This window comes from Pseudomonas sp. TYF_14 (genome assembly GCF_043105275.1).
Lineage (GTDB): Bacteria > Pseudomonadota > Gammaproteobacteria > Pseudomonadales > Pseudomonadaceae > Aquipseudomonas > Aquipseudomonas alloputida.
This window is the reverse complement of the sequence record NZ_JBICLK010000061.1, coordinates 74,047-91,792: the sequence shown is the minus strand read 5'-3', so window position 1 is coordinate 91,792 and position 17,746 is coordinate 74,047. Positions and strand designations below refer to the sequence as shown.

The following is a 17,746-nucleotide window of genomic DNA, read 5'->3' as shown; positions in this document are numbered from 1 at the left end:
AGGACAGGCAACGCATTTCGGTTTATCGTGTACCGATCACACACCGACACCCGCACCATGACCGATATCGAGCGCTACCTTCGCGCCGCCACCCGTGACAACACCCGGCGCAGCTACCAGGCCGCCATCGAGCACTTCGAGAGCCATTGGGGCGGCTTTCTCCCGGCCACCGCCGAGAGTATCGCCCGCTACCTGGCCGATCACGCCGACCAGCATGCAGTCAGTACCCTGCGCCAACGCCTGGCCGCGCTCAGCCAATGGCACGTCGCCCAAGGCTTCCCCGATCCGACCAAGGCGCCATTGGTGCGTCAGGTGCTACGCGGCATCCGCACCCTGCACCCGACGCCACCCAAACAGGCCGCCCCGCTGTTGCTGCAACACCTGCAAACCGCTGTGACGTGTTTCGAAGAAGAAGCCCGACAAGCCCGCGAGCACCATGATTTGGCAGCCCTGCGCCGGGCTCGCCGTGACAGCGCCTTGCTGTTGCTGGGTTTCTGGCGTGGTTTTCGCGGCGATGAGTTGGCACGCCTGCGCATCGAACACATCCAGGCACAAGCCGGTGTCGGCATTACGCTTTTCCTGCCACGCAGCAAGGGCGACCGCGAAGCCTTGGGCGTCCAGCACCGCACCCCTGCGCTCAAGGCCTTGTGCCCTGTCACTGCCTACCTGCAATGGCTTGAAGTCGCCGGTATTGCCCATGGGCCGGTGTTCCGCAAACTCGACCGCTGGGGCAACCTTGGCGACAACGCGCTCAACAGCAACAGCCTGGTGGGCCTGCTGCGGCGCATGCTGGAACGCGCCGGGGTGCCGGCGGCGCTGTATACCGGCCACTCGCTACGGCGTGGCTTCGCCACCTGGGCCACGGCCAATGGTTGGGAACTGAAGTCGCTGATGAGCTATGTGGGCTGGAAAGACGCCAAGTCGGCGCTGCGCTACATCGACTCGGCGCAGCGTTTTGGCGATCTGGCCGTGCTACCGGCCAGTCAGGTGCAACCGCTTATTCCTTGAAGCTGTGCCTGGCGACGCCGCCCGTTTCCGGGCGGATGGCATACAGGTCGCCAGCGTCCGGATAATGGTGCAGGTCTTCTGGCGTCATGTCGTAACGCGCGGTGCTGATGTACAAGGTGTTCATCCCGGGCCCGCCAAAGCAGCAGCTGGTGGGGCACGGTACTGGCATCAACACCTGGTCGGTCAGGTACCCGTGGCGGTCGTAGCGCAGCAGGCAGCTGCCATGGTACTGGCACACCCACAGCCCGCCTTCGCGGTCCAGCGCCAGACCATCCGGCCGCCCCAGTTCGGCGGGGGTTTCGGCAAACAGCTTGACAGCGCCCAGCCGGCCTTCGATGAGGTACTCGGCGCGGTAGATCGCACGCGCCGCCGAATCGACGAAGTACACCGTATGGCCGTCCTGCGACCAGGCAAGGCCGGTGGGCAAGCCCATGTCATCGTGAATCACCTGGTCGCTCAACTGCCAGTCAAAGCGAAAAAGCGCCCCGGTATTGTCACTGAGGGCCTCGTCCATCAGGCCGGTGACGAAGCGTCCCTGTGGGTCGCAGGCGCCATCGTTGAAGCGGTAAGTCGAGCGCGGATGGACCGATGCCGAATGCTGGCTCACCTTGCGTGTTGGCACATCGAAGAGGGCTACGCTGGCATCCTCGGTGAAAATCAGGTTGCCCCGGTCGGTCAGCGCCAGGGCGCCAATGCGCGCGGCAGACTCGTAAAGGCACTCGACTTCGCCATCGGGTGTCAGGCCGTTGATGCGCCCGCCAGAGATATCGACAAAGTACAGCACGCCGCTGCGTTCATCCCAGACCAGGCTTTCACCAAGGTCCGCGCGCGTGTTGGCCACTTTGACCGGCACGTAACTGCATTCCTTGATGCGGCTCCAGCGCTCGGCCACCTGCACACGGTCAAGGTCCCGAGTGTGGCTGACACTGCTGTGTTCGTTGAAGCGGGTGGCGATGTGCTGGCTATTGCTGGCGCGCAAGGTGCAATCAGTGGGATGGCACAGCGCACCGGCCAGGTGAGTAACGGGCATTTCTGGCTACCTTCAATTCTCCTTTCTTACGATATCAACAAAAAAATCAATGACTTAATATTAAAAGCATGCAACTTTGATATCCCATGGATATCACCGCCGAGTCGCCACGCTGCAGGAATGCTGGATGATCGAAACACGCTTGCTCAGGCAGTTCATCGCCGTGGCCGAAGAGCTGCACTTTCACAAGGCCGCACAGCGCCTGCACATGGCGCAACCGCCGCTGAGCCAGGCGATCAACCGGCTCGAGGAAAAGCTCGGTTTCGGCCTTCTTCTGCGCAACAAGCGCGGGGTGCGCCTGACCGCAGCGGGTGCAGCGTTTCTCGACACCGCCTACCGCACGCTTGCTGAACTGGAACAAGGGATCGAGTACGCGCGCAACGTGTCTGCGGGGGTCAGCGGCAAACTGACCATCACGGCCATTTCCATCGCTTATTACGATTCGCTGCTCATCCGCTTGCGCCGCTTTCGGGAGACTTATCCAAACGTACAGCTGACCATCCGCGAGATGCCATCTGCCTCTCAGGCCAAGGCCTTGCTGGCCGGCGAGGCGGACATCGGCTTCATGCGCAGGCTACCGCTGCCGGTCGGCACCCTGGAGGCTCGCTTGCTGCTTGACGAGCAGATCGTCATGGCGCTGCCCGCCAGCCATCCCATGGCGCGTTTCGAGGCCGTCGACTTGCGCGAGTTTGCCGATGAGGACTTCGTGTTCACCCCGCAAGCGCTGGGCGGGGGCTACCACGCACAGTTGGTTGCGCTGTGCGAGTCGGCCGGGTTCTACCCCAAGGTCGTGCAGGAGGCGGCGCAGATCCACACCCTGCTGGGTCTGGTGGCTTGCGGCTTTGGCGTGGCCCTGGTGCCGGAGTCGTTCGTCCGCTCGACCCCGCGCGAACGCGTGCGGTTTTGCCCAATACGCCCTATCGATGGCCAGCCCGCCCCAGGGCTTGGGCTGTACATGAAATGGAGCGCCCAGAATGCTTCGCCAGCGCTGGCCAACTTCATTGCCATGTTCGAGACTCAGCAATAAGGCCATTTCTACAGGGTGTTCAGCCTCGCTTCGCGCAGCGCCACAGCCGACCGATATCACAGGCCCTGGCCTGCAACAGCGCGGCAGCATTTGCACACGCCTGCTCCAGGCTCATCGGTCCGCTGGCCAGTGCAAATACAGCGTCGACCCCATGGGCATACAACTGCTGATACCCCTCCCCCAAGGTCCCGGCCAGTACCACCACCGGCACGCCATGGCGCTTGGCAACCCGCGCCACCCCCATCGGCGTCTTGCCGCGCAGTGTCTGGGCATCGAAACGCCCCTCGCCCGTCACCACCAGATCTGCCCCTTGTGCCAGGGCGTCAAGGCCAGCCAGCTCAGCCACGACTTCCACCCCAGGGCGAAACTGCGCGTCCATGAATGCCCGGGCAGCGAAGCCCATGCCACCGGCCGCGCCACAACCAGGGTAATCGCGCACATCCTCGCCCAACAGCAGCGCACAATGGTCGGCAAAATGATTCAGCGCGTGGTCCAGCGCCTCCACTTGCTGCGGGTTGGCACCTTTCTGCGGGCCGAAGATCGCCGATGCGCCGTTGGCGCCACACAAGGGGTTGTCGACATCCGCCGCGACTTCAAACTGCACCCCGGCCAGGCGCGGGTCGAGGCCGCTGGCGTCGATATGGGCCAGCTTGGCCAAGGCCAGGCCGCCCTCTTCCAGCGCTTGCCCGTCAGCATCCAGCAGGCGCAGGCCAAGTGCTCGCAACATGCCACTGCCGGCATCGTTGGTGGCGCTGCCGCCGATGGCCAGCACCACACGCCGGGCGCCGGCGTCGAGAGCTGCGGCAATCAGTTCACCGGTACCCCAGGTGCTGCTGCGGCAAGCATCGCGTTGGCCTGTTGGCACCTGTTGCAGGCCACTGGCCTGGGCCATTTCGATGATTGCGGTGCGACTTTGCGGCAACCAGCCCCAGCCAGCCTCGACGTACTGCCCCAGTGGCCCGCGCACGGTCTGGCGGCGCAATTCACCGCGGCTGGCGGCCAGGATCACCTCCATGGTGCCTTCGCCACCGTCGGCCATTGGGCACTCGACCAGTTCAGCCTCCGGCCACGCTTCGCTCAGGCCCGCAGCGATGGCGCGGGCGACACCGGCAGCGTCGAGGCTGTCCTTGAACGAGTCGGGGGCAATGACGATCTTCATGGGGTTTCTCCTGTCCTGATGAGCGGCATGCTGACAGGTGGCAGCCAAGGTGACCTCGGTCAAATGCACAAAACGCCGGCCGGGTTGTTTGGGCAGATGCCTTTTTGCCTGGTCTGGCCCAATCGTCGGCAAGTGAACACTTCAGTCAGCTGGCAACAGCTGCAACCCCAGATACAAACTGAGCATCCCCTCCAGGCGTAGCGGGTCGACCTCACCCAGCTCGGCTATGCGCTCCAGTCGATAGCGCAGGCTGTTGCGGTGGATGCCCAGGGCATCGGCACAGGACTGGCTCTGGCCGTCATGGGCACACCAGGCGCGCAGGGTGGCGAGTAACTGGCCACTGCTGTCCTTGGCGCGGATGCGCTGCAACGGCTCCAGCAGCTCGTCCAGCGCGTCGTCGTTACGGTGGCGCCACAGCAGCGCCGGCAGCCGGTAGCGCTGCAGGCTGAGCAATCGTTCGCTGGGCAATACCTCACGGCCGTAGGCCAGCAAGTCACGCACCCGGCGGTAACCACGGCGTAACTGCTCCAGGCTCTGCGCTGCACTACCAAGGGCCAGTCGCTCAATGTCCCAGCCGTGGCGTTGCAGGCGTTCCAGCAGGCGCAGTTCATCCAGTGCCACGCCTGCCGGGCGGCACCACAGCAACGACTGGCGAGCCGGGCTGACGCACCAGCTATCCGGATAACGGCTCATCAACCATGCGGCCAGCGCCTCGGCAGGTGGCCCGGAAGTAATCTCGAACAGGCACGGTATCCGCGGTAGCTGAGGTTTCAGGCCCAACTGACGGGCTTCGTCCAGCAAGCGCGGCGAGTTACCGCTGCCGCCGAGCAGTAGCGCCAGCAGGTCGTCACAGCGCTGCCTTCGCCATTGCTGGTCAGCCTGTAAATTGCGTTGGGCCAGCAGCATTTCGGCGGTCATGCGCACCAGCTCGCCATAGGTGCGCACCTGCTGCGGGTCGCCAGTCAGGCCCAACACGCCCATCAGCCGCCCATCGAGCATCAATGGCAGGTTCACGCCGGGCTGCACGCCCTTCAGGCACTTGGCCGCGTCGGTATCCAGTTCGACGATCCGGCCATTGGCCAAGACCAGCTGCGCGCCCTCGTGACGGGTGTTGATACGCTCCGGCTCACCGCTGCCCAGGATCAACCCCTGGCTGTCCATGACATTGACGTTGCAAGGCAAGATGGCCATTGCCCGGTCAACGATATCCTGCGCCAGGTCATGGTCGAGTTCGAACATTGCGTGGTCCTTTAGGTGTTTGGCTTTTGGGCTCGGGCACAGCAGCCTGGGCCAAGCGCTGTGCAAAAGCACAAAGACAGGCTAGCCGCAGTCCCCGAGACTCGTCAGGGCGAGCGCCGGAACAGGCGACGCGGCGAAAACCATAACAACAGAGAACCCGATCATGGCACACAGCCCCGCCCCTGACCAAGGCACGGACACCACCCGCAACGCGCTGTACCGGCGCATCACCTTGCGGCTGATTCCGTTCATTTTCATCTGCTACCTGTTCAACTACCTGGACCGCGTCAACGTCGGCTTTGCCAAGCTGCAGATGCTCGACGCCCTTAAATTCAGCGAAACGGTGTACGGCCTTGGCGCCGGCATCTTCTTCATCGGCTATGTACTGTGTGGCCTGCCAAGCAACCTGGCCCTCAATCGCTTCGGCCCACGGCGCTGGATCGCGCTGATGATGATCGCCTGGGGCAGCCTGTCCACCTGCCTGCTGTTCGTCACCACCCCTACCGAGTTCTACACCCTGCGCCTGCTCACCGGCGCTGCCGAAGCCGGCTTCTTCCCGGGTGTGGTGCTGTACCTCTCGCGCTGGTTCCCGGCGGCCCGGCGCGGCCGCATCATGGCCCTTTTCATGTCGGCGATCCCGGTATCGGGCCTGCTTGGCGGGCCGTTCTCCGGCTGGATCCTCGAACATTTCGCCGCCGGCCAGCACGGCCTGGCCGGCTGGCAGTGGATGTTCCTGATCCAGGGCCTGCCGACCGTGGCCTTGGGCGTACTGGCGGTGTTCCTGCTCAGTGACGGCTACCAGAAAGCCGCCTGGCTGAGCCCGGCTGAACGTCAGCTGATCGCTGCCGACCTGCAGGCCGATGCTGCAAGCAAACCGAGCACCACCAGCGACAGCGTGCTGGCGGTGTTGACCAACCCGCTGATCTGGACCTTCGGCTTCGTCTACTTCTGCATCCAGAGCGGCGTGTACGCGATCAACTTCTGGCTACCCTCGATCATCAAGAGCATGGGCTTCGACAACCCGCTGCTGATCGGCTGGCTCAGCGCCATCCCGTACCTGCTGGCGGGTGTATTCATGATCCTTTGCGGGCGCTCGGCCGACCTGCGCAACGAGCGCCGCTGGCACCTGGTGGTGCCAATGCTGATGGGCGCCGTCGGCCTGCTGATTGCGGTGAACTTCGCCGGCAACCCGACCATTGCCATTCTTGGCTTGTCGATCGCCACCATGGGCGCGCTTACCGGTTTGCCGATGTTCTGGCCAATGCCGACTGCGCTGCTCAGTGCCGGAGCCGCCGTGGCAGGTCTGGCGATCATCAACTCGGTAGGCCAGATGGCGGGTTTTCTCAGCCCGTACCTGGTCGGGTTCATCAAGGACCAGACCGGCTCAACCGATGCCGCACTGTATTCGCTCGCGGCGTTGATCGTATTGGGTAGCCTGGTGGCCTTGCGTGTAACACGAGCGGGTTCGCTGAGTACTGCCCGGGCGAGTTGAGGCATTCGCCGGATTGCCCACTCCCACAGGTTTTCAAGCCTATGGGCGCGGGCAAGCCTGCAATGAAGCCCACCCAATCCACACCCTCCACCGATCGTCAGCTCAACGCATCCCCTTCCCGCCCCAGGCGTCAAATGGTTCCAAAGGCCCCTTTGGAGAAGCCCCATGACCCAGTACGCCGTGGCCCGCTTGGCCCAGCTCGACGAACACCGCCCCCTGCGCGTGCAGGCCGGTAGCGAAGAACTCATCCTCGTCCGCCAAGGGGAGCAGGTACACGCTTATCAAGGCAACTGCCCCCATGCCGGGGCCCCACTCGACGAAGGTGTAGTCTGCGGCGGTTTGCTGGTTTGCCCTTGGCACAAAGCTGCGTTCGCCGTTGACGACGGTGTGGTTTGTGAGCCGCCTGCACTCGCCGACCTGCGCCGCTACAAGGCGTGGATCAAGGGCGATGAAGTCTGGGTCGATGACCAGCCCCTGCCGGCAACCGAACCGCCCAGGCACAGCGATGCCCGCTGCTTCGTAGTGGTCGGCGCCGGTGCCGCCGGCAGCGCCGCCGTCGCCACCCTGCTGGCTCATGGCTTCGCTGGGCGGCTGGTATGGATCGATCAGGAGCGCCAGCCGGCCTACGATCGCACAGCTCTGAGCAAATTCGTGATTGCCGGGCAGATGCCGCCCGATGAGGTCCCCGCGCTGCTCGAAGCCGACGCCCTGCGCAAGGGCCAGCTGGAGCGCAAGTACGGCAAGGTACGCACCCTGAACAGCCAGAAGCGCCAGGTCACCCTCGCCGACGGTCAGCAGATCGATTACGACGCCTGCCTGCTGGCAACCGGTGGTAAAGCACTGCGCCCTGACATTCCCGGTGCCGACCTGCCCGGGGTGTTCACCCTCCGCTCACTGGAAGATGCTGCACGGTTGCTCGACGCAGCCGAGCCTGGCCAACCAGTGGTCATCGTCGGCGACGGTTTCATCGGCCTGGAGGCAGCCTCGGCATTGCGCAAGTATGGCGTGCAGGTGCATGTGGTCTCGCGCCATGAAGTCCCTCTGGCCCGACAGTTGGGCGAGCGGATCGGGCGCTGCATTCGCGCGCTGCATGAACGAAAAGGCATCACCTTCCACGGCCCCACCGAGGTCGAGCGGATCGAAGGCCTGGACAAGGTCGAAGCGGTGCAACTGACCAATGGTGAACGGCTGCAGACCCCCTTGGTCCTGCTCGGCACCGGGGTAAGGCCCGCCACCGCGTTCCTTCAAGGCGTGCCGCTTGGCGAAGACAAATCGGTGAGGGTCGACGCAGAAATGCGCGCAGCTGACGGTTTGTGGGCCGCCGGCGATATCGCCACGTTCCCGCTCACGGGGCGCCCGGTGCGCATCGAGCACTGGCGCCTGGCCCAGCAACACGGGGTGATCGCCGCCGCCAACATGCTTGGCGAACAACGCCGTTATGCCGATGTACCGTTTTTCTGGACCTACCAGCATGGCCGTACCTATGAAGTACTAGGCCATGCCAGGGACTGGAACCGCATCGAATTCGTCGGTGAGCCGGAAAAAGGCGATTTCGTTGCCCTGCAGTGTGTGGATGAACGCGTCGAGGCCGTTATCGCCAAGGGTTACTCCGATGCCATGGCGACGCTGTCGCAACGCCTGAAGCGCCCCTTGAGCCTGCAGGAGGCTTTGGCGCTCATTGGCTGAGGGGTGCCTTTCAATGCTTCCCGGTTGTGTGTAAAACAGGTAGGTCAGCCGACTGCATAAGGACCCACGCGCATGATCTACCGCCCCCTCGGCCACAGTGGCCTGCAGGTTTCCGCCCTTACCCTGGGCAGCATGATGTTCGGCGAGCAGACCAGTACCGAGGATGCCCTGCGCATCATCGACAAGGCCTGGGACCAAGGCATCAACTTCATCGACACCGCCGACGTGTACAACGCCGGGCGCTCGGAAGAAATCGTCGGTGAAGCCGTGGCGCGCCATCGCCATGACTGGATCGTCGCCAGCAAGGTCGGCTTCGGCCCGGCCGACGGCCTGCCTAACCGCAGCGGGTTGTCGCGCAAGCACATCTTCAATGCCGTGGATGCCACGCTGACCCGCATGGGCATGGACTACCTGGACATCTACTACCTGCACCGCGAAGACCACAAGGTACCGCTGGAAGAGACCGTGCAGGCCATTGGCGACTTGTTGCGCCAGGGCAAGATCCGCTACTGGGGGGTGTCCAATTTCCGTGGTTGGCGCATTGCCGAGGTCTGCCATGTTGCCGAGCGCCTCGGTGTGCCCAGGCCGATAGTCAGCCAGCCGCTGTACAACATCGTCAACCGCCAGGCCGAGCCCGAACAGCTCACGGCCGCCGCCGCCCATGGTCTGGGCGTCGTACCCTTCAGCCCGCTGGCCCGGGGCGTGCTCAGTGGCAAGTATGCGCCGGGCGCGGTGCCGGAAGCCGGTAGCCGAGCAGGGCGGCAGGACAAACGCATCATGGAAGTGGAGTGGCGCCAGGAGTCGCTGACCATTGCCCGGCAGATTCAGACGTATGCAGAGGCCAAGGGGGTGGGCATTGTCGAATTCGCCATTGCCTGGGTGTTGAATAACCAATGGGTCAGTTCCGCGATTGTCGGGCCGCGGACCGAGGAGCAGTGGGATACCTATGGCGGCGCATTGGCGGTGAAGATTACCGCGGAGGATGAGGCATTCATCGATTCGTTGGTAACGCCAGGGCATGCGTCCACGCCGGGCTTCAATGACGTCGCGCATTATGTGAGTGGGCGGCTGGCACGCAGCTGACGCATTGGGGAGCCCTGAGCCGGGCTCCCGGTCCCCCCTTTCCCCAATCACCCCGGTATCGTGCGCACCATTGGTTTTCCACCTCTGGAGCTGCAATGAAACTCTTGCAACCGCTGCAAATCGGCCCACTCACCCTGTCCAACCGCGTATTCATGGCCCCCCTCACCCGCCTGCGCAGCCTGGAGCCGGGTGATGTACCCACCGCGCTGATGGCCGAGTACTACCGTCAGCGTGCCAGTGCTGGCCTGATCATCACTGAAGCCACACAAATCTCCTTCCAGGCCAAGGGCTATTCGGGCTCGCCCGGCATTCACAGCGCCGAACAGATCGCTGCCTGGAAGCACATCAACGAAGGCATCCATGCCGAGGGCGGCCACAGCGCCGTGCAGGTGTGGCACACCGGGCGTGTGTCGCATACCTCCCTGCAACCTGGCGGCAAGGCACCCGTGGCCCCTTCGGCACTGCCGGCAGATGCACGCACCACCCTGCGTGACGCGCAAGGCAACCTGACACGCGTGGAAACCTCCGCCCCCCGGGCGCTCAGCGAAGCGGAGATCGCTGGCATCGTCGCCGACTTTGGCCAGGCCGCGATCAATGCCTGTGAAGCCGGCTTCGACTTCATCGAGTTGCACGCCGCCCACGGTTACCTGCTGCACCAGTTCCTCACCCCCAGTGCCAACCAGCGCGAAGACCGCTACGGCGGCAGCGTTGAAAACCGTGCGCGCATTGTGCTGGAGGCGGTGGATGCGGCCATTGCCAACTGGAGCGCCGACCGGGTCGGTATTCGCGTGTTCCCGTTGGGTGGTTTCAATGGTGTGGACAATGGCGAAGACCAGGAGGCCGCCGGCCTGTACCTGATCCGCGAACTGGCCAAGCGCAACCTCGCCTACCTGCACCTGTCCGAGCCGGACTGGGCCGGTGGCAAGCCACTGCGTGACGAGTTCCGCCAGGCCATTCGCGCCGCCTACCCCGGGGTGATCATCGCGGCCGGTGCCTATACCGCCGAGAAAGGCGAAGACCTCATCGGGCGGGGTTTGATCGATGCCGTGGCGTTCGGGCGCGCCTACATTGCCAACCCTGACCTGGTGGAGCGTCTGCGGCTGCAAGCGCCGCTGAATGAGCACCGGGCGAAGTTCGATTACGCCAATGGGCCTGAAGGGTATACGGATTATCCGTTCCTGAAGCAGGCTTGATGCAAAAACGGGCGCTCTTGCAGGCGCCCGTTTTTTGTCGTGTCAGCCCAGTTCAGCCAGCGCCTGCGCGGCATAGGCATGTGACCGCTGCCGCGCCAGCGGGTCATGGATGCGGCAGTCGATCATCAGCTCGTCCGCCCCGGTCTGCTTGATCAGCGAGCGCAGCCCTTCCCTCACCCGTTCGGGCCCTCCGGCTACGGTGCAGGCCATCACCTGATCGAGCACGGCGCGCTCGTGGTCCGGCAAGCGTTCGAGGTAACCCTCTTGCGGCTTGGGCAGCAAGCCAAAGCGCCCGACATGCAGGTCCAGCATCCACTTGCGGTGGGAGCTGGCCAGGTAGTCCGCCTCAGCATCGCTGGCAGCGGCGAACAGGTTCATGCCAACCATCACATAGGGTTTGGCCAGTTGCGCGGAAGGCTGGAAGTTGGCGCGGTAATGGGCAATGGCCTGCAGCAGGTAACGCGGGGCAAAGTGCGAGGCGAAGGCATAAGGCAGGCCCAGCTTCGCCGCCAGGTCAGCACCGAACAGGCTGGAACCGAGGATCCACACCGGCACATCGTGCGCACCCGGTACGCCGCGCACCCGGCGTTTGCCGTTGTCGGCCAGGTAATCACGCAGCTCGGCGATGTCCTGGCCGAAATCCCGCTCTGGCGCGGCGCCGCGCAATGCCCGAACGGTCGGCCCGGACGTGCCTGGCGCACGGCCCAGGCCCAGGTCGATACGACCTGGGTGCAATGTATCGAGGGTGCCAAACTGTTCGGCCACCACCAACGGCGCATGGTTGGGCAGCATGATGCCGCCAGCCCCAACACGAATGTGTCGGGTGGCGTTGGCGATTTCGTTGATCACCAGCGAAGTGGCAGCCGAGCCAATGCCCGGCATGTCATGGTGCTCGGCGATCCAGTAGCGGCCGTAGTGCTGTTGCTCGACATGCCGCGCCAGCTGGCGGGATTCTTCGATCGCGTCGGCGAAGGTCTTGCCTTCGCCGATCATGACCAGATCCAGTACGGACAGTGCAGTCATGGGGTCTCCAGAGGGATTATCAGTGGCTGCCAGTTTCCATGCTGCGCCGCCAGCGATAAACCCAATTTCAGGCCCGGCATAGGGGCCTGGCATTCCCCAATCAGTATTCCCAAGGCACGCCTGGCTCCCAGGTGGCCACCAACAAGTCGATGAAGCCGCGTACCCGAGGGGACAGGTGGCGCTTGCTTGGGTAGACGATGCGAATGGGGTCTGCCGGGGGGCGGTAGGCGTGCAGTACTTCCACCAGATTGCCAGCGCGCAGGTCGTCACCGGTGATATAGGTAGGCAGGTGAATCAGGCCGAAACCGGCCCGGGCGCCGTCAAGCATGGCCTCGGAACTGTCGATGTTCAGCCGCCCGGGATCTTCGCACAGGTGCAGCCCCGCTTCTGTGTGAAAGCGCCAGGGCATGGCCTTCTCGCCCGCCAGGAAGGTGATCTTGTCGTGGCCATAGAGGTCGCCGGGAATCTGCGGTACACCACGCTTTTCCAGGTACGCAGGCGATGCACAGGTCACGAACTGCTGCCAGGCGACGGTGCGCGTCAGCAATTGCGAATCTTCCTTGGGGGCACCGATGCGCACGGCGACGTCCACGCCCTCTTCGACCAGATCAACGAAACGGTCGGTGAAGCGGATATCCGCCCGCAGTTCGGGCCATTGCTTGAGGTACTGGTCGAGGACCGGCAGGACATGGCGCTGCCCGAGCGACAACGGCGCGGTCAGGCGCAGGGTGCCAGTGGGCTTGCCCCGGCGCAGGGCCATGGTGCTTTCGACCTCGTCCAGGTCATCCAGAATCTGCCGCCAGCGCTCGAACGCCACCAGGCCTTCATCCGTCAGGCTCAGCTTGCGCGTAGTGCGGTTGAGCAGACGCACCGCCATGCGGGCTTCCAGGCGGGCGATGCTCTTGCCCACCGCCGAACGCGTCAGGCCCAGGCTGGCAGCAGCAGCGGTGAAGCTGCCGGCCTTCGCGGCGCTGACGAAGGCGGCGATGTCGCCGAAGCGGTTGGGTTCCATGGTGTTTTCCTGACGCTGATCGAACCGCCATAGATGGGTGCAATTTCAGGCAATGCAAGGTTCCTGATCTAGTGGGGCTGCCTTGCAGCTTCCGTTTGCCCAAGGTAGCGATCTGTCCAGTTCGCCAGCGGCAATGGCGGCTGCTGGTCGACAATGCGTCGCCAGATAAGCATCAGCTCTTGAGCGTTGAACAGCGAGCCAGGCCCGCTGCCTCGCCACGCCGAAGGCACACCGACGATCCACTGCCCTTGATGATCGCGCTGAGCCATGTTGAAGCGAAAGGTGTAATTCCCCGGGATCCCCATGCGCAGGTCGGTGACCACCAGTGCGTCGCCAATCTGGTCATAACGCAGCCAGTCATCGGTGAACCAGCGCAAGCGCTGGTGCAACGGGTCATCGTTCAGTGCTTGCGCCAGTTCCAGGTTGCGCGACAAGCGTTGCATTTCGGGTGGTTGCTGGTCGAGCACGCTGCTGATGCCTTCGTAGTAATCGCCATCCGGGGTCTTGGCCAGCACCCGCCAGACCAGGCTGTTGAATGCCATCGGCACGGCACGTACCTCGCTCACGACGACACCTTGCTGGTCCAGTGCCGACTGGAAGCGCTGTTCGGCAGCCATGCGCCCCGCCAGGCCGAAACCCAGGTAGCAGGTACTGAACACCAGGGCCATGGTCAGCAGGCGGGTAGCCCTGCGGGTCACGCCCTTCATGAGGGTGAAGACCACCGCAGCCAGCAGCGGCACGGTGTAGACCGGGTCGATAATGAACACCGCCGCCCAGCTTTCCGGGGTGGTGTGCAAAGGCCAGAACAACTGCGTGCCGTAAACCGTGAAGGCGTCGAGCACCGGATGGGTTACCAATACCAGCCAGAACGCCAAAAAAAGCCTGGGCAAGGTATACCCCTTGCCGGGCCAGCGCCTGTTGACCAGCCAGGCCAACAGCAAGGCCAGGCCGGTGAGCACGAACAACGAGTGGGAGAAGCCGCGATGATAAGTCATCTGCGACACCGGGTCGGCATAGCGAATGATCACATCCAGGTCCGGCAGCGTGCCCAGTGCTGCACCATACAGCAGCGAGCGTCGGCCCTGGATGCGCCCGAGCACGGTCCCTTGCAGCGCCGCGCCAAGTACGGCTTGGGTGATGGAGTCCAAGGTGGGGATTCCTGAAAGAGTCGTTTCCGCACGCTACCCCCATACACCCCCGATGCGCAATTCTCCTGGATGGCTCAGAACAGCTGCCAGGTGTACACCAGCGTCAGGCGGTTCTCGTCGATATCACTGCGGTAGTTGGAGCGCGCCATGGCGTTCCTCACCCGTATCCCCAACCCTTTCAGTGCCCCGCTCTGCACCGCATAGCCGATATCCAGATCACGCTCTCGATCACGCCCCTCGTAACCCAGCCCGGTATCGACATTGTTACCGGTTATGTAGCGCACGGTCGCTGTCAGGCCCGGCACGCCCATGGCGGCGAAGTTGTAGTCGTAACGTACCTGGTACGAGCGTTCGTCGGTGTAGGCAAACTCATAGGTCGGCACCTCGTTGCCCAACGGCGAGATGTTGGCAAATACCCGTGGGAACGGGCTATCGCCATAAATGCCCTGGTAGCCGGCATGGAAGCTGTGCCCGCCATGCCGGGCAGTGAACAGCGAGAAGAACGCCTGGTTGTCGATGTTGCCCAGCAGGGCATCGCCTTGCTCACGCGCGGTGAAATAACCCAGGTTGGCACTGAGTACCCAGTCGCCGACGGGTTTGCTGTGCTTCAGGCCAACAAAGCCTTGTTGGTAGATGTCCTCCAGCTGACCGTACCAAAGGCTGACGCTGCTTTGGTTGGCATTGAACGCATAGTCCCCACCCACATAGTTGAACGCGTCGCTTTCGGCCTGTCGCATCGGCACATGGCCGAGCATCGCGTTCATCTTGCCATCGCCACCTTCGTTACGCAGGTGGGTGCTTTTCAAGTGCCCGGCCTGCATAGTCAGCCCGTCGATTTCCGACGAGCTCAAACTCACGCCCTGATAGGTGGGTGGCAACAGGCGAATATCACTGAAGGTCAGCACCGGCAGGTTCGGTTGCAGTTCACCTGCACGCAGTTCGGTTTTTGATAACCGAGCCTTGAAGGTCGGCGCCAGGCGGCTGTACTCATCGGCAGCACGGCCGTCGCCATGCACCGGCAACAGGCCGGTGTTGGTGCGGTCTGGACTGCTGTCCAGCTTGATCCCCAGCAAGCCCAGGGCGTCCACGCCAAAGCCGACCGGGCCTGGGGTGTAGCCACTTTTGAAGTCGAGGATGAAACCCTGGGCCCACTCCTCGGCCTTGGACTGTTTGTTGGCCCCGACAATGTCGGAAAAATCGCGGCTGAAGTAGTAGTTACGGGCACTCAGGGTGGCCTTCGAGTCCTCGAAGAAGCCGCCTTCGGCAGCCAGCAGTGGCTGGCTGAGCAGTGTCAGGCCCAGGGCAACGCAAGGGGTGTGGTTCATTCCGAAGCTCTCTTGATCTTGTTTTTATGGGTAAAGCGTTGGGAACACGGCAGTTCATGGGGTACGGCGCAGCACCTCCCGGGCACGTGGCTGGCGCAGCCTCAGCAGCGCGTGCGCCAGCAGGCCGAACAGCAACCCCCAGAACGCTGCCGACAGGCCCAGGAAAGCCACCCCCGAAGCGGTGACCAGGAAGGTGAACAGCCCGGCGTCGCGCTCGGCCGGTTCTGCCAGGCTGCGGACCAGGGCTTCGCTGATGGCGCCATACAGGGCCAAGCCGGCCAGGGCAGCGATCAGTACGGCGGGAAAGGCGGCGAACAGCGACATCAAGGTGGCCCCGGCAATGCCCAGTAGCAGGTACAACACACTGCCAGCCACCGCCGCCACATAACGCCGTTGCGGGTTTTCATGGGCTTCATGGCCGGTGCACAGGCTGGCGGTAACCGCCGCCAGGTTCAGCCCGTGGCAACCGAACGGCGCCAGTAGCGCTCCGATCAGGGCACTGGCGCTGATCAGCGGGCAGGCCGGCGTGGGGTAGCCAGCGTTGCGCAGTACCGCCATACCCGGCATGAATTGCCCGGTCAGCGCCACCAGCACCATCGGCAGCGCCAGGCTGAATACCGCCGACAGGCTGAACTGGGGGGTGATCCACTGGGGTGAGGCCAGTTCCAGCACCAGTGCCTCGCTGCGCAACGTACCGCTGGCCACGGTCACCAGCATGCCCACGCCCAGTACCGCAGCCACTGCATAGCGCGGCTGCACCCGACGCATCAGCACGTAGGTGACGAACATCGCCAGTACCAGCAGCGGTTGCACCGGCAAGGCGCGGAACACCTCGATGCCAAAGCTGAACAGGATCCCGGCCTGCATACCGGCAGCGATAGACCCCGGCAGTCGCGCGATGATGCGGTCGAAAGCCCCGCTGATGCCGATCAGCAGCAGGACCAGGTTGGCCACCAGGTAGGCGCCCACGGCCTGCTCCAGGCCCAGTTGCGGCAAGGCGGTGACCAACAGGGCCGACCCTGGGATGGACCAGGCGATTACTACCGGCACGCGGTAGCGCAGGCTGAGCAGCGCACCGAGCAACGCACTGCCCATGGACACGGCCCAGACCCAGGATGACAACTGCTGGTGCGACAGGCCGGCCGCTTCGGCGGCGTGGAAAATGATCACCAACGGGCCGGCGTAGGAGATCGTCGTGGCAATGCTGCCGGCGACGATGGCCGACACAGAGCAGTCCTTGATCAGCGTTTTCATGAAGCTTCTCGCAAGGCAGCGGCCGGCCTTTGTGGCGGGCTCTTGTTTGGGTGTTGGCTGCTTCGCGGGCATGCCCGCTCCAACAACGACTGCACAGGCTTCACCTGTGGGAGCGGGCATGCCCGCGAAACAGCCCACTCGGTGGATCAGGCCTCCTGCAAAGCTCGCGGCCGCCCGCTGCGCTGCTCATCGGCACCGCCCTGGGCCTGCTGCAACTGGAAGTCGAACTTCAGCTCGGCATGCCGACCATCCGGCCCTTCGACGAACACCACCTCCCCGACCAGCCCATCCCGTGTGGCATAGGCAAAGTCATCCCACAGGTACTTGTCCCCCGACAGGTTTATCTGCGTGGTCAGGTGCCGGTACCCTGGGGCCGAGATAAAGAAGTGCACGTGCGCCGGGCGCTGGCCATGACGGCCCAGCAGGTCCAGGCATTCCTGGGTTGGCCCCTGCGGGTCGCAGCCATAGCCCGATGGCACGATGGAGCGCGCGCGGTAGCGCCCCTGGGCATCGGTAACGATGCGCCGACGCAGGTTGTACGCCGACTGGCTTTGGTCGAAGAACGAGTAGGTACCACGGGTATTGGCATGCCACAGGTCGACCGTGGCACCCGGCAGCGGGCGTCCGTGCGGGTCCAGCACCTGGCCTTCCAGGAACATCACCGTGGCCACGCCCTCCTCGCTGCCGTCGTCCATGCGCACTTCACCTTGGGCAATCGGTGCGCCAGCCACGTACAACGGGCCTTCGATGGTGCGTGGGGTGCCGCCAACGCGCCCTGCCTCCTGGTCCTTGGCATCCTGCAGCAGGTCGAGGAAGTGTTCGATGCCCAGCCCCGCCACCAGCAACCCGGCTTCGCCGCGACCGCCCAGGCGGTTGAGGTAATCGACGGCGTGCCAGAACTCGTCTTCGCTGATGTCCAGGTCTTCGATCAGCCGCGCGGTATCCTGCAGCAGGCGCTGCACGATGCGTTTGAGGCGTGGGTTGCCGGCCGCATTACAAAAGCCTGCGGCCTGCTCGAAGAACTGCTGTACCTCGGCAGTATGGGAAATGTTCACGGTCATGGGGGT

15 protein-coding genes are annotated in these 17,746 nt (G+C 63.9%); 6 read left to right on the top strand and 9 right to left on the bottom strand.

Translation table 11 applies throughout. From position 1 onward, the window contains the following. Nucleotides 1-27: 27 nt before the first annotated feature. Nucleotides 28-1,008, top strand: coding sequence for a site-specific integrase (locus ACF8O8_RS16590; protein WP_079732525.1), 981 nt, complete (start codon nt 28-30; stop codon nt 1,006-1,008). Here the strand turns inward: ACF8O8_RS16590 and ACF8O8_RS16585 are convergent. Further along, a complete protein-coding gene (locus tag ACF8O8_RS16585; protein WP_392510010.1) occupies nt 998-2,038 on the bottom strand; it encodes an SMP-30/gluconolactonase/LRE family protein in 1,041 nt (346 codons plus the stop codon). The two genes, ACF8O8_RS16590 and ACF8O8_RS16585, sit on opposite strands and share 11 nt — an antisense overlap. A gap of 127 nt (nt 2,039-2,165) precedes the next feature. Here ACF8O8_RS16585 and ACF8O8_RS16580 point away from each other — a divergent pair, with 127 nt between their 5' ends. Continuing rightward, on the top strand, nt 2,166-3,065 hold the full coding sequence (locus tag ACF8O8_RS16580) for a LysR substrate-binding domain-containing protein (protein ID WP_392510009.1): 900 nt from the start codon (nt 2,166-2,168) through the stop codon (nt 3,063-3,065). A 19-nt stretch (nt 3,066-3,084) separates the two neighbouring features. Here ACF8O8_RS16580 and ACF8O8_RS16575 read toward each other — a convergent pair whose 3' ends face one another. Beyond that, nucleotides 3,085-4,224, bottom strand: coding sequence for a glycerate kinase (locus tag ACF8O8_RS16575; protein WP_392510008.1), 1,140 nt, complete (start codon nt 4,222-4,224; stop codon nt 3,085-3,087). A 141-nt stretch (nt 4,225-4,365) separates the two neighbouring features. After that, nucleotides 4,366-5,463: a sugar diacid recognition domain-containing protein gene (locus ACF8O8_RS16570; RefSeq protein WP_019438637.1), complete on the bottom strand. Its 1,098-nt coding sequence runs from the start codon at nt 5,461-5,463 to the stop codon at nt 4,366-4,368. Between the two features lie 163 nt (nt 5,464-5,626). Between ACF8O8_RS16570 and ACF8O8_RS16565 the strand changes: the two genes are divergently transcribed. The 4 genes from ACF8O8_RS16565 to ACF8O8_RS16550 all read left to right on the top strand — a co-directional run bounded on the left by ACF8O8_RS16565 (nt 5,627) and on the right by ACF8O8_RS16550 (nt 10,917). Then, nucleotides 5,627-6,955: an MFS transporter gene (locus tag ACF8O8_RS16565; protein ID WP_350297853.1), complete on the top strand. Its 1,329-nt coding sequence runs from the start codon at nt 5,627-5,629 to the stop codon at nt 6,953-6,955. 165 nt (nt 6,956-7,120) lie between these two features. After that, entirely contained in the window at nt 7,121-8,641 is a 1,521-nt protein-coding gene (locus ACF8O8_RS16560) for an FAD-dependent oxidoreductase (protein WP_392510007.1), read from the top strand. Between the two features lie 72 nt (nt 8,642-8,713). Continuing rightward, complete coding sequence (locus ACF8O8_RS16555; protein WP_350297851.1) at nt 8,714-9,724, top strand: aldo/keto reductase; 1,011 nt, start codon at nt 8,714-8,716, stop codon at nt 9,722-9,724. 95 nt (nt 9,725-9,819) lie between these two features. Further along, complete coding sequence (locus ACF8O8_RS16550) at nt 9,820-10,917, top strand: alkene reductase (protein ID WP_392510006.1); 1,098 nt, start codon at nt 9,820-9,822, stop codon at nt 10,915-10,917. 42 nt (nt 10,918-10,959) lie between these two features. Here the strand turns inward: ACF8O8_RS16550 and ACF8O8_RS16545 are convergent, their stop codons facing one another. The 6 genes from ACF8O8_RS16545 to catA all read right to left on the bottom strand — a co-directional run bounded on the left by ACF8O8_RS16545 (nt 10,960) and on the right by catA (nt 17,740). Further along, the gene (locus ACF8O8_RS16545; protein WP_392510005.1) at nt 10,960-11,940 is read right to left on the bottom strand and encodes an LLM class flavin-dependent oxidoreductase; all 981 of its coding nucleotides are present in this window, start codon (nt 11,938-11,940) and stop codon (nt 10,960-10,962) included. Nucleotides 11,941-12,040: 100 nt separating this feature from the next. Then, nucleotides 12,041-12,952 (bottom strand): LysR family transcriptional regulator, encoded by a 912-nt coding sequence (locus tag ACF8O8_RS16540; protein ID WP_010954057.1) that lies wholly within the window; start codon nt 12,950-12,952, stop codon nt 12,041-12,043. Nucleotides 12,953-13,020: 68 nt separating this feature from the next. Further along, a complete protein-coding gene (locus ACF8O8_RS16535) occupies nt 13,021-14,100 on the bottom strand; it encodes a metal-dependent hydrolase (protein WP_392510004.1) in 1,080 nt (359 codons plus the stop codon). A 74-nt stretch (nt 14,101-14,174) separates the two neighbouring features. Next, on the bottom strand, nt 14,175-15,425 hold the full coding sequence (locus tag ACF8O8_RS16530; RefSeq protein ID WP_010954055.1) for an OprD family porin: 1,251 nt from the start codon (nt 15,423-15,425) through the stop codon (nt 14,175-14,177). Nucleotides 15,426-15,479: 54 nt separating this feature from the next. After that, on the bottom strand, nt 15,480-16,679 hold the full coding sequence (locus tag ACF8O8_RS16525) for a benzoate/H(+) symporter BenE family transporter (RefSeq protein WP_392510003.1): 1,200 nt from the start codon (nt 16,677-16,679) through the stop codon (nt 15,480-15,482). A gap of 146 nt (nt 16,680-16,825) precedes the next feature. After that, entirely contained in the window at nt 16,826-17,740 is a 915-nt protein-coding gene (catA, locus tag ACF8O8_RS16520; RefSeq protein ID WP_010954053.1) for a catechol 1,2-dioxygenase, read from the bottom strand. Nucleotides 17,741-17,746 lie beyond the last annotated feature (6 nt).

Bases quoted from the DNA above. Each gene is read 5' to 3' on its own strand.
- ACF8O8_RS16585 (WP_392510010.1), bottom strand. From the start codon at position 2,038: ATGCCCGTTACTCACCTGGCCGGTGCGCTGTGCCATCCCACTGATTGC.
- ACF8O8_RS16580 (WP_392510009.1), top strand. From the start codon at position 2,166: ATGATCGAAACACGCTTGCTCAGGCAGTTCATCGCCGTGGCCGAAGAG.
- ACF8O8_RS16575 (WP_392510008.1), bottom strand. From the start codon at position 4,224: ATGAAGATCGTCATTGCCCCCGACTCGTTCAAGGACAGCCTCGACGCT.
- ACF8O8_RS16570 (WP_019438637.1), bottom strand. From the start codon at position 5,463: ATGTTCGAACTCGACCATGACCTGGCGCAGGATATCGTTGACCGGGCA.
- ACF8O8_RS16565 (WP_350297853.1), top strand. From the start codon at position 5,627: ATGGCACACAGCCCCGCCCCTGACCAAGGCACGGACACCACCCGCAAC.
- ACF8O8_RS16560 (WP_392510007.1), top strand. From the start codon at position 7,121: ATGACCCAGTACGCCGTGGCCCGCTTGGCCCAGCTCGACGAACACCGC.
- ACF8O8_RS16555 (WP_350297851.1), top strand. From the start codon at position 8,714: ATGATCTACCGCCCCCTCGGCCACAGTGGCCTGCAGGTTTCCGCCCTT.
- ACF8O8_RS16550 (WP_392510006.1), top strand. From the start codon at position 9,820: ATGAAACTCTTGCAACCGCTGCAAATCGGCCCACTCACCCTGTCCAAC.
- ACF8O8_RS16545 (WP_392510005.1), bottom strand. From the start codon at position 11,940: ATGACTGCACTGTCCGTACTGGATCTGGTCATGATCGGCGAAGGCAAG.
- ACF8O8_RS16540 (WP_010954057.1), bottom strand. From the start codon at position 12,952: ATGGAACCCAACCGCTTCGGCGACATCGCCGCCTTCGTCAGCGCCGCG.
- ACF8O8_RS16530 (WP_010954055.1), bottom strand. From the start codon at position 15,425: ATGAACCACACCCCTTGCGTTGCCCTGGGCCTGACACTGCTCAGCCAG.
- ACF8O8_RS16525 (WP_392510003.1), bottom strand. From the start codon at position 16,679: ATGAAAACGCTGATCAAGGACTGCTCTGTGTCGGCCATCGTCGCCGGC.
- catA (WP_010954053.1), bottom strand. From the start codon at position 17,740: ATGACCGTGAACATTTCCCATACTGCCGAGGTACAGCAGTTCTTCGAG.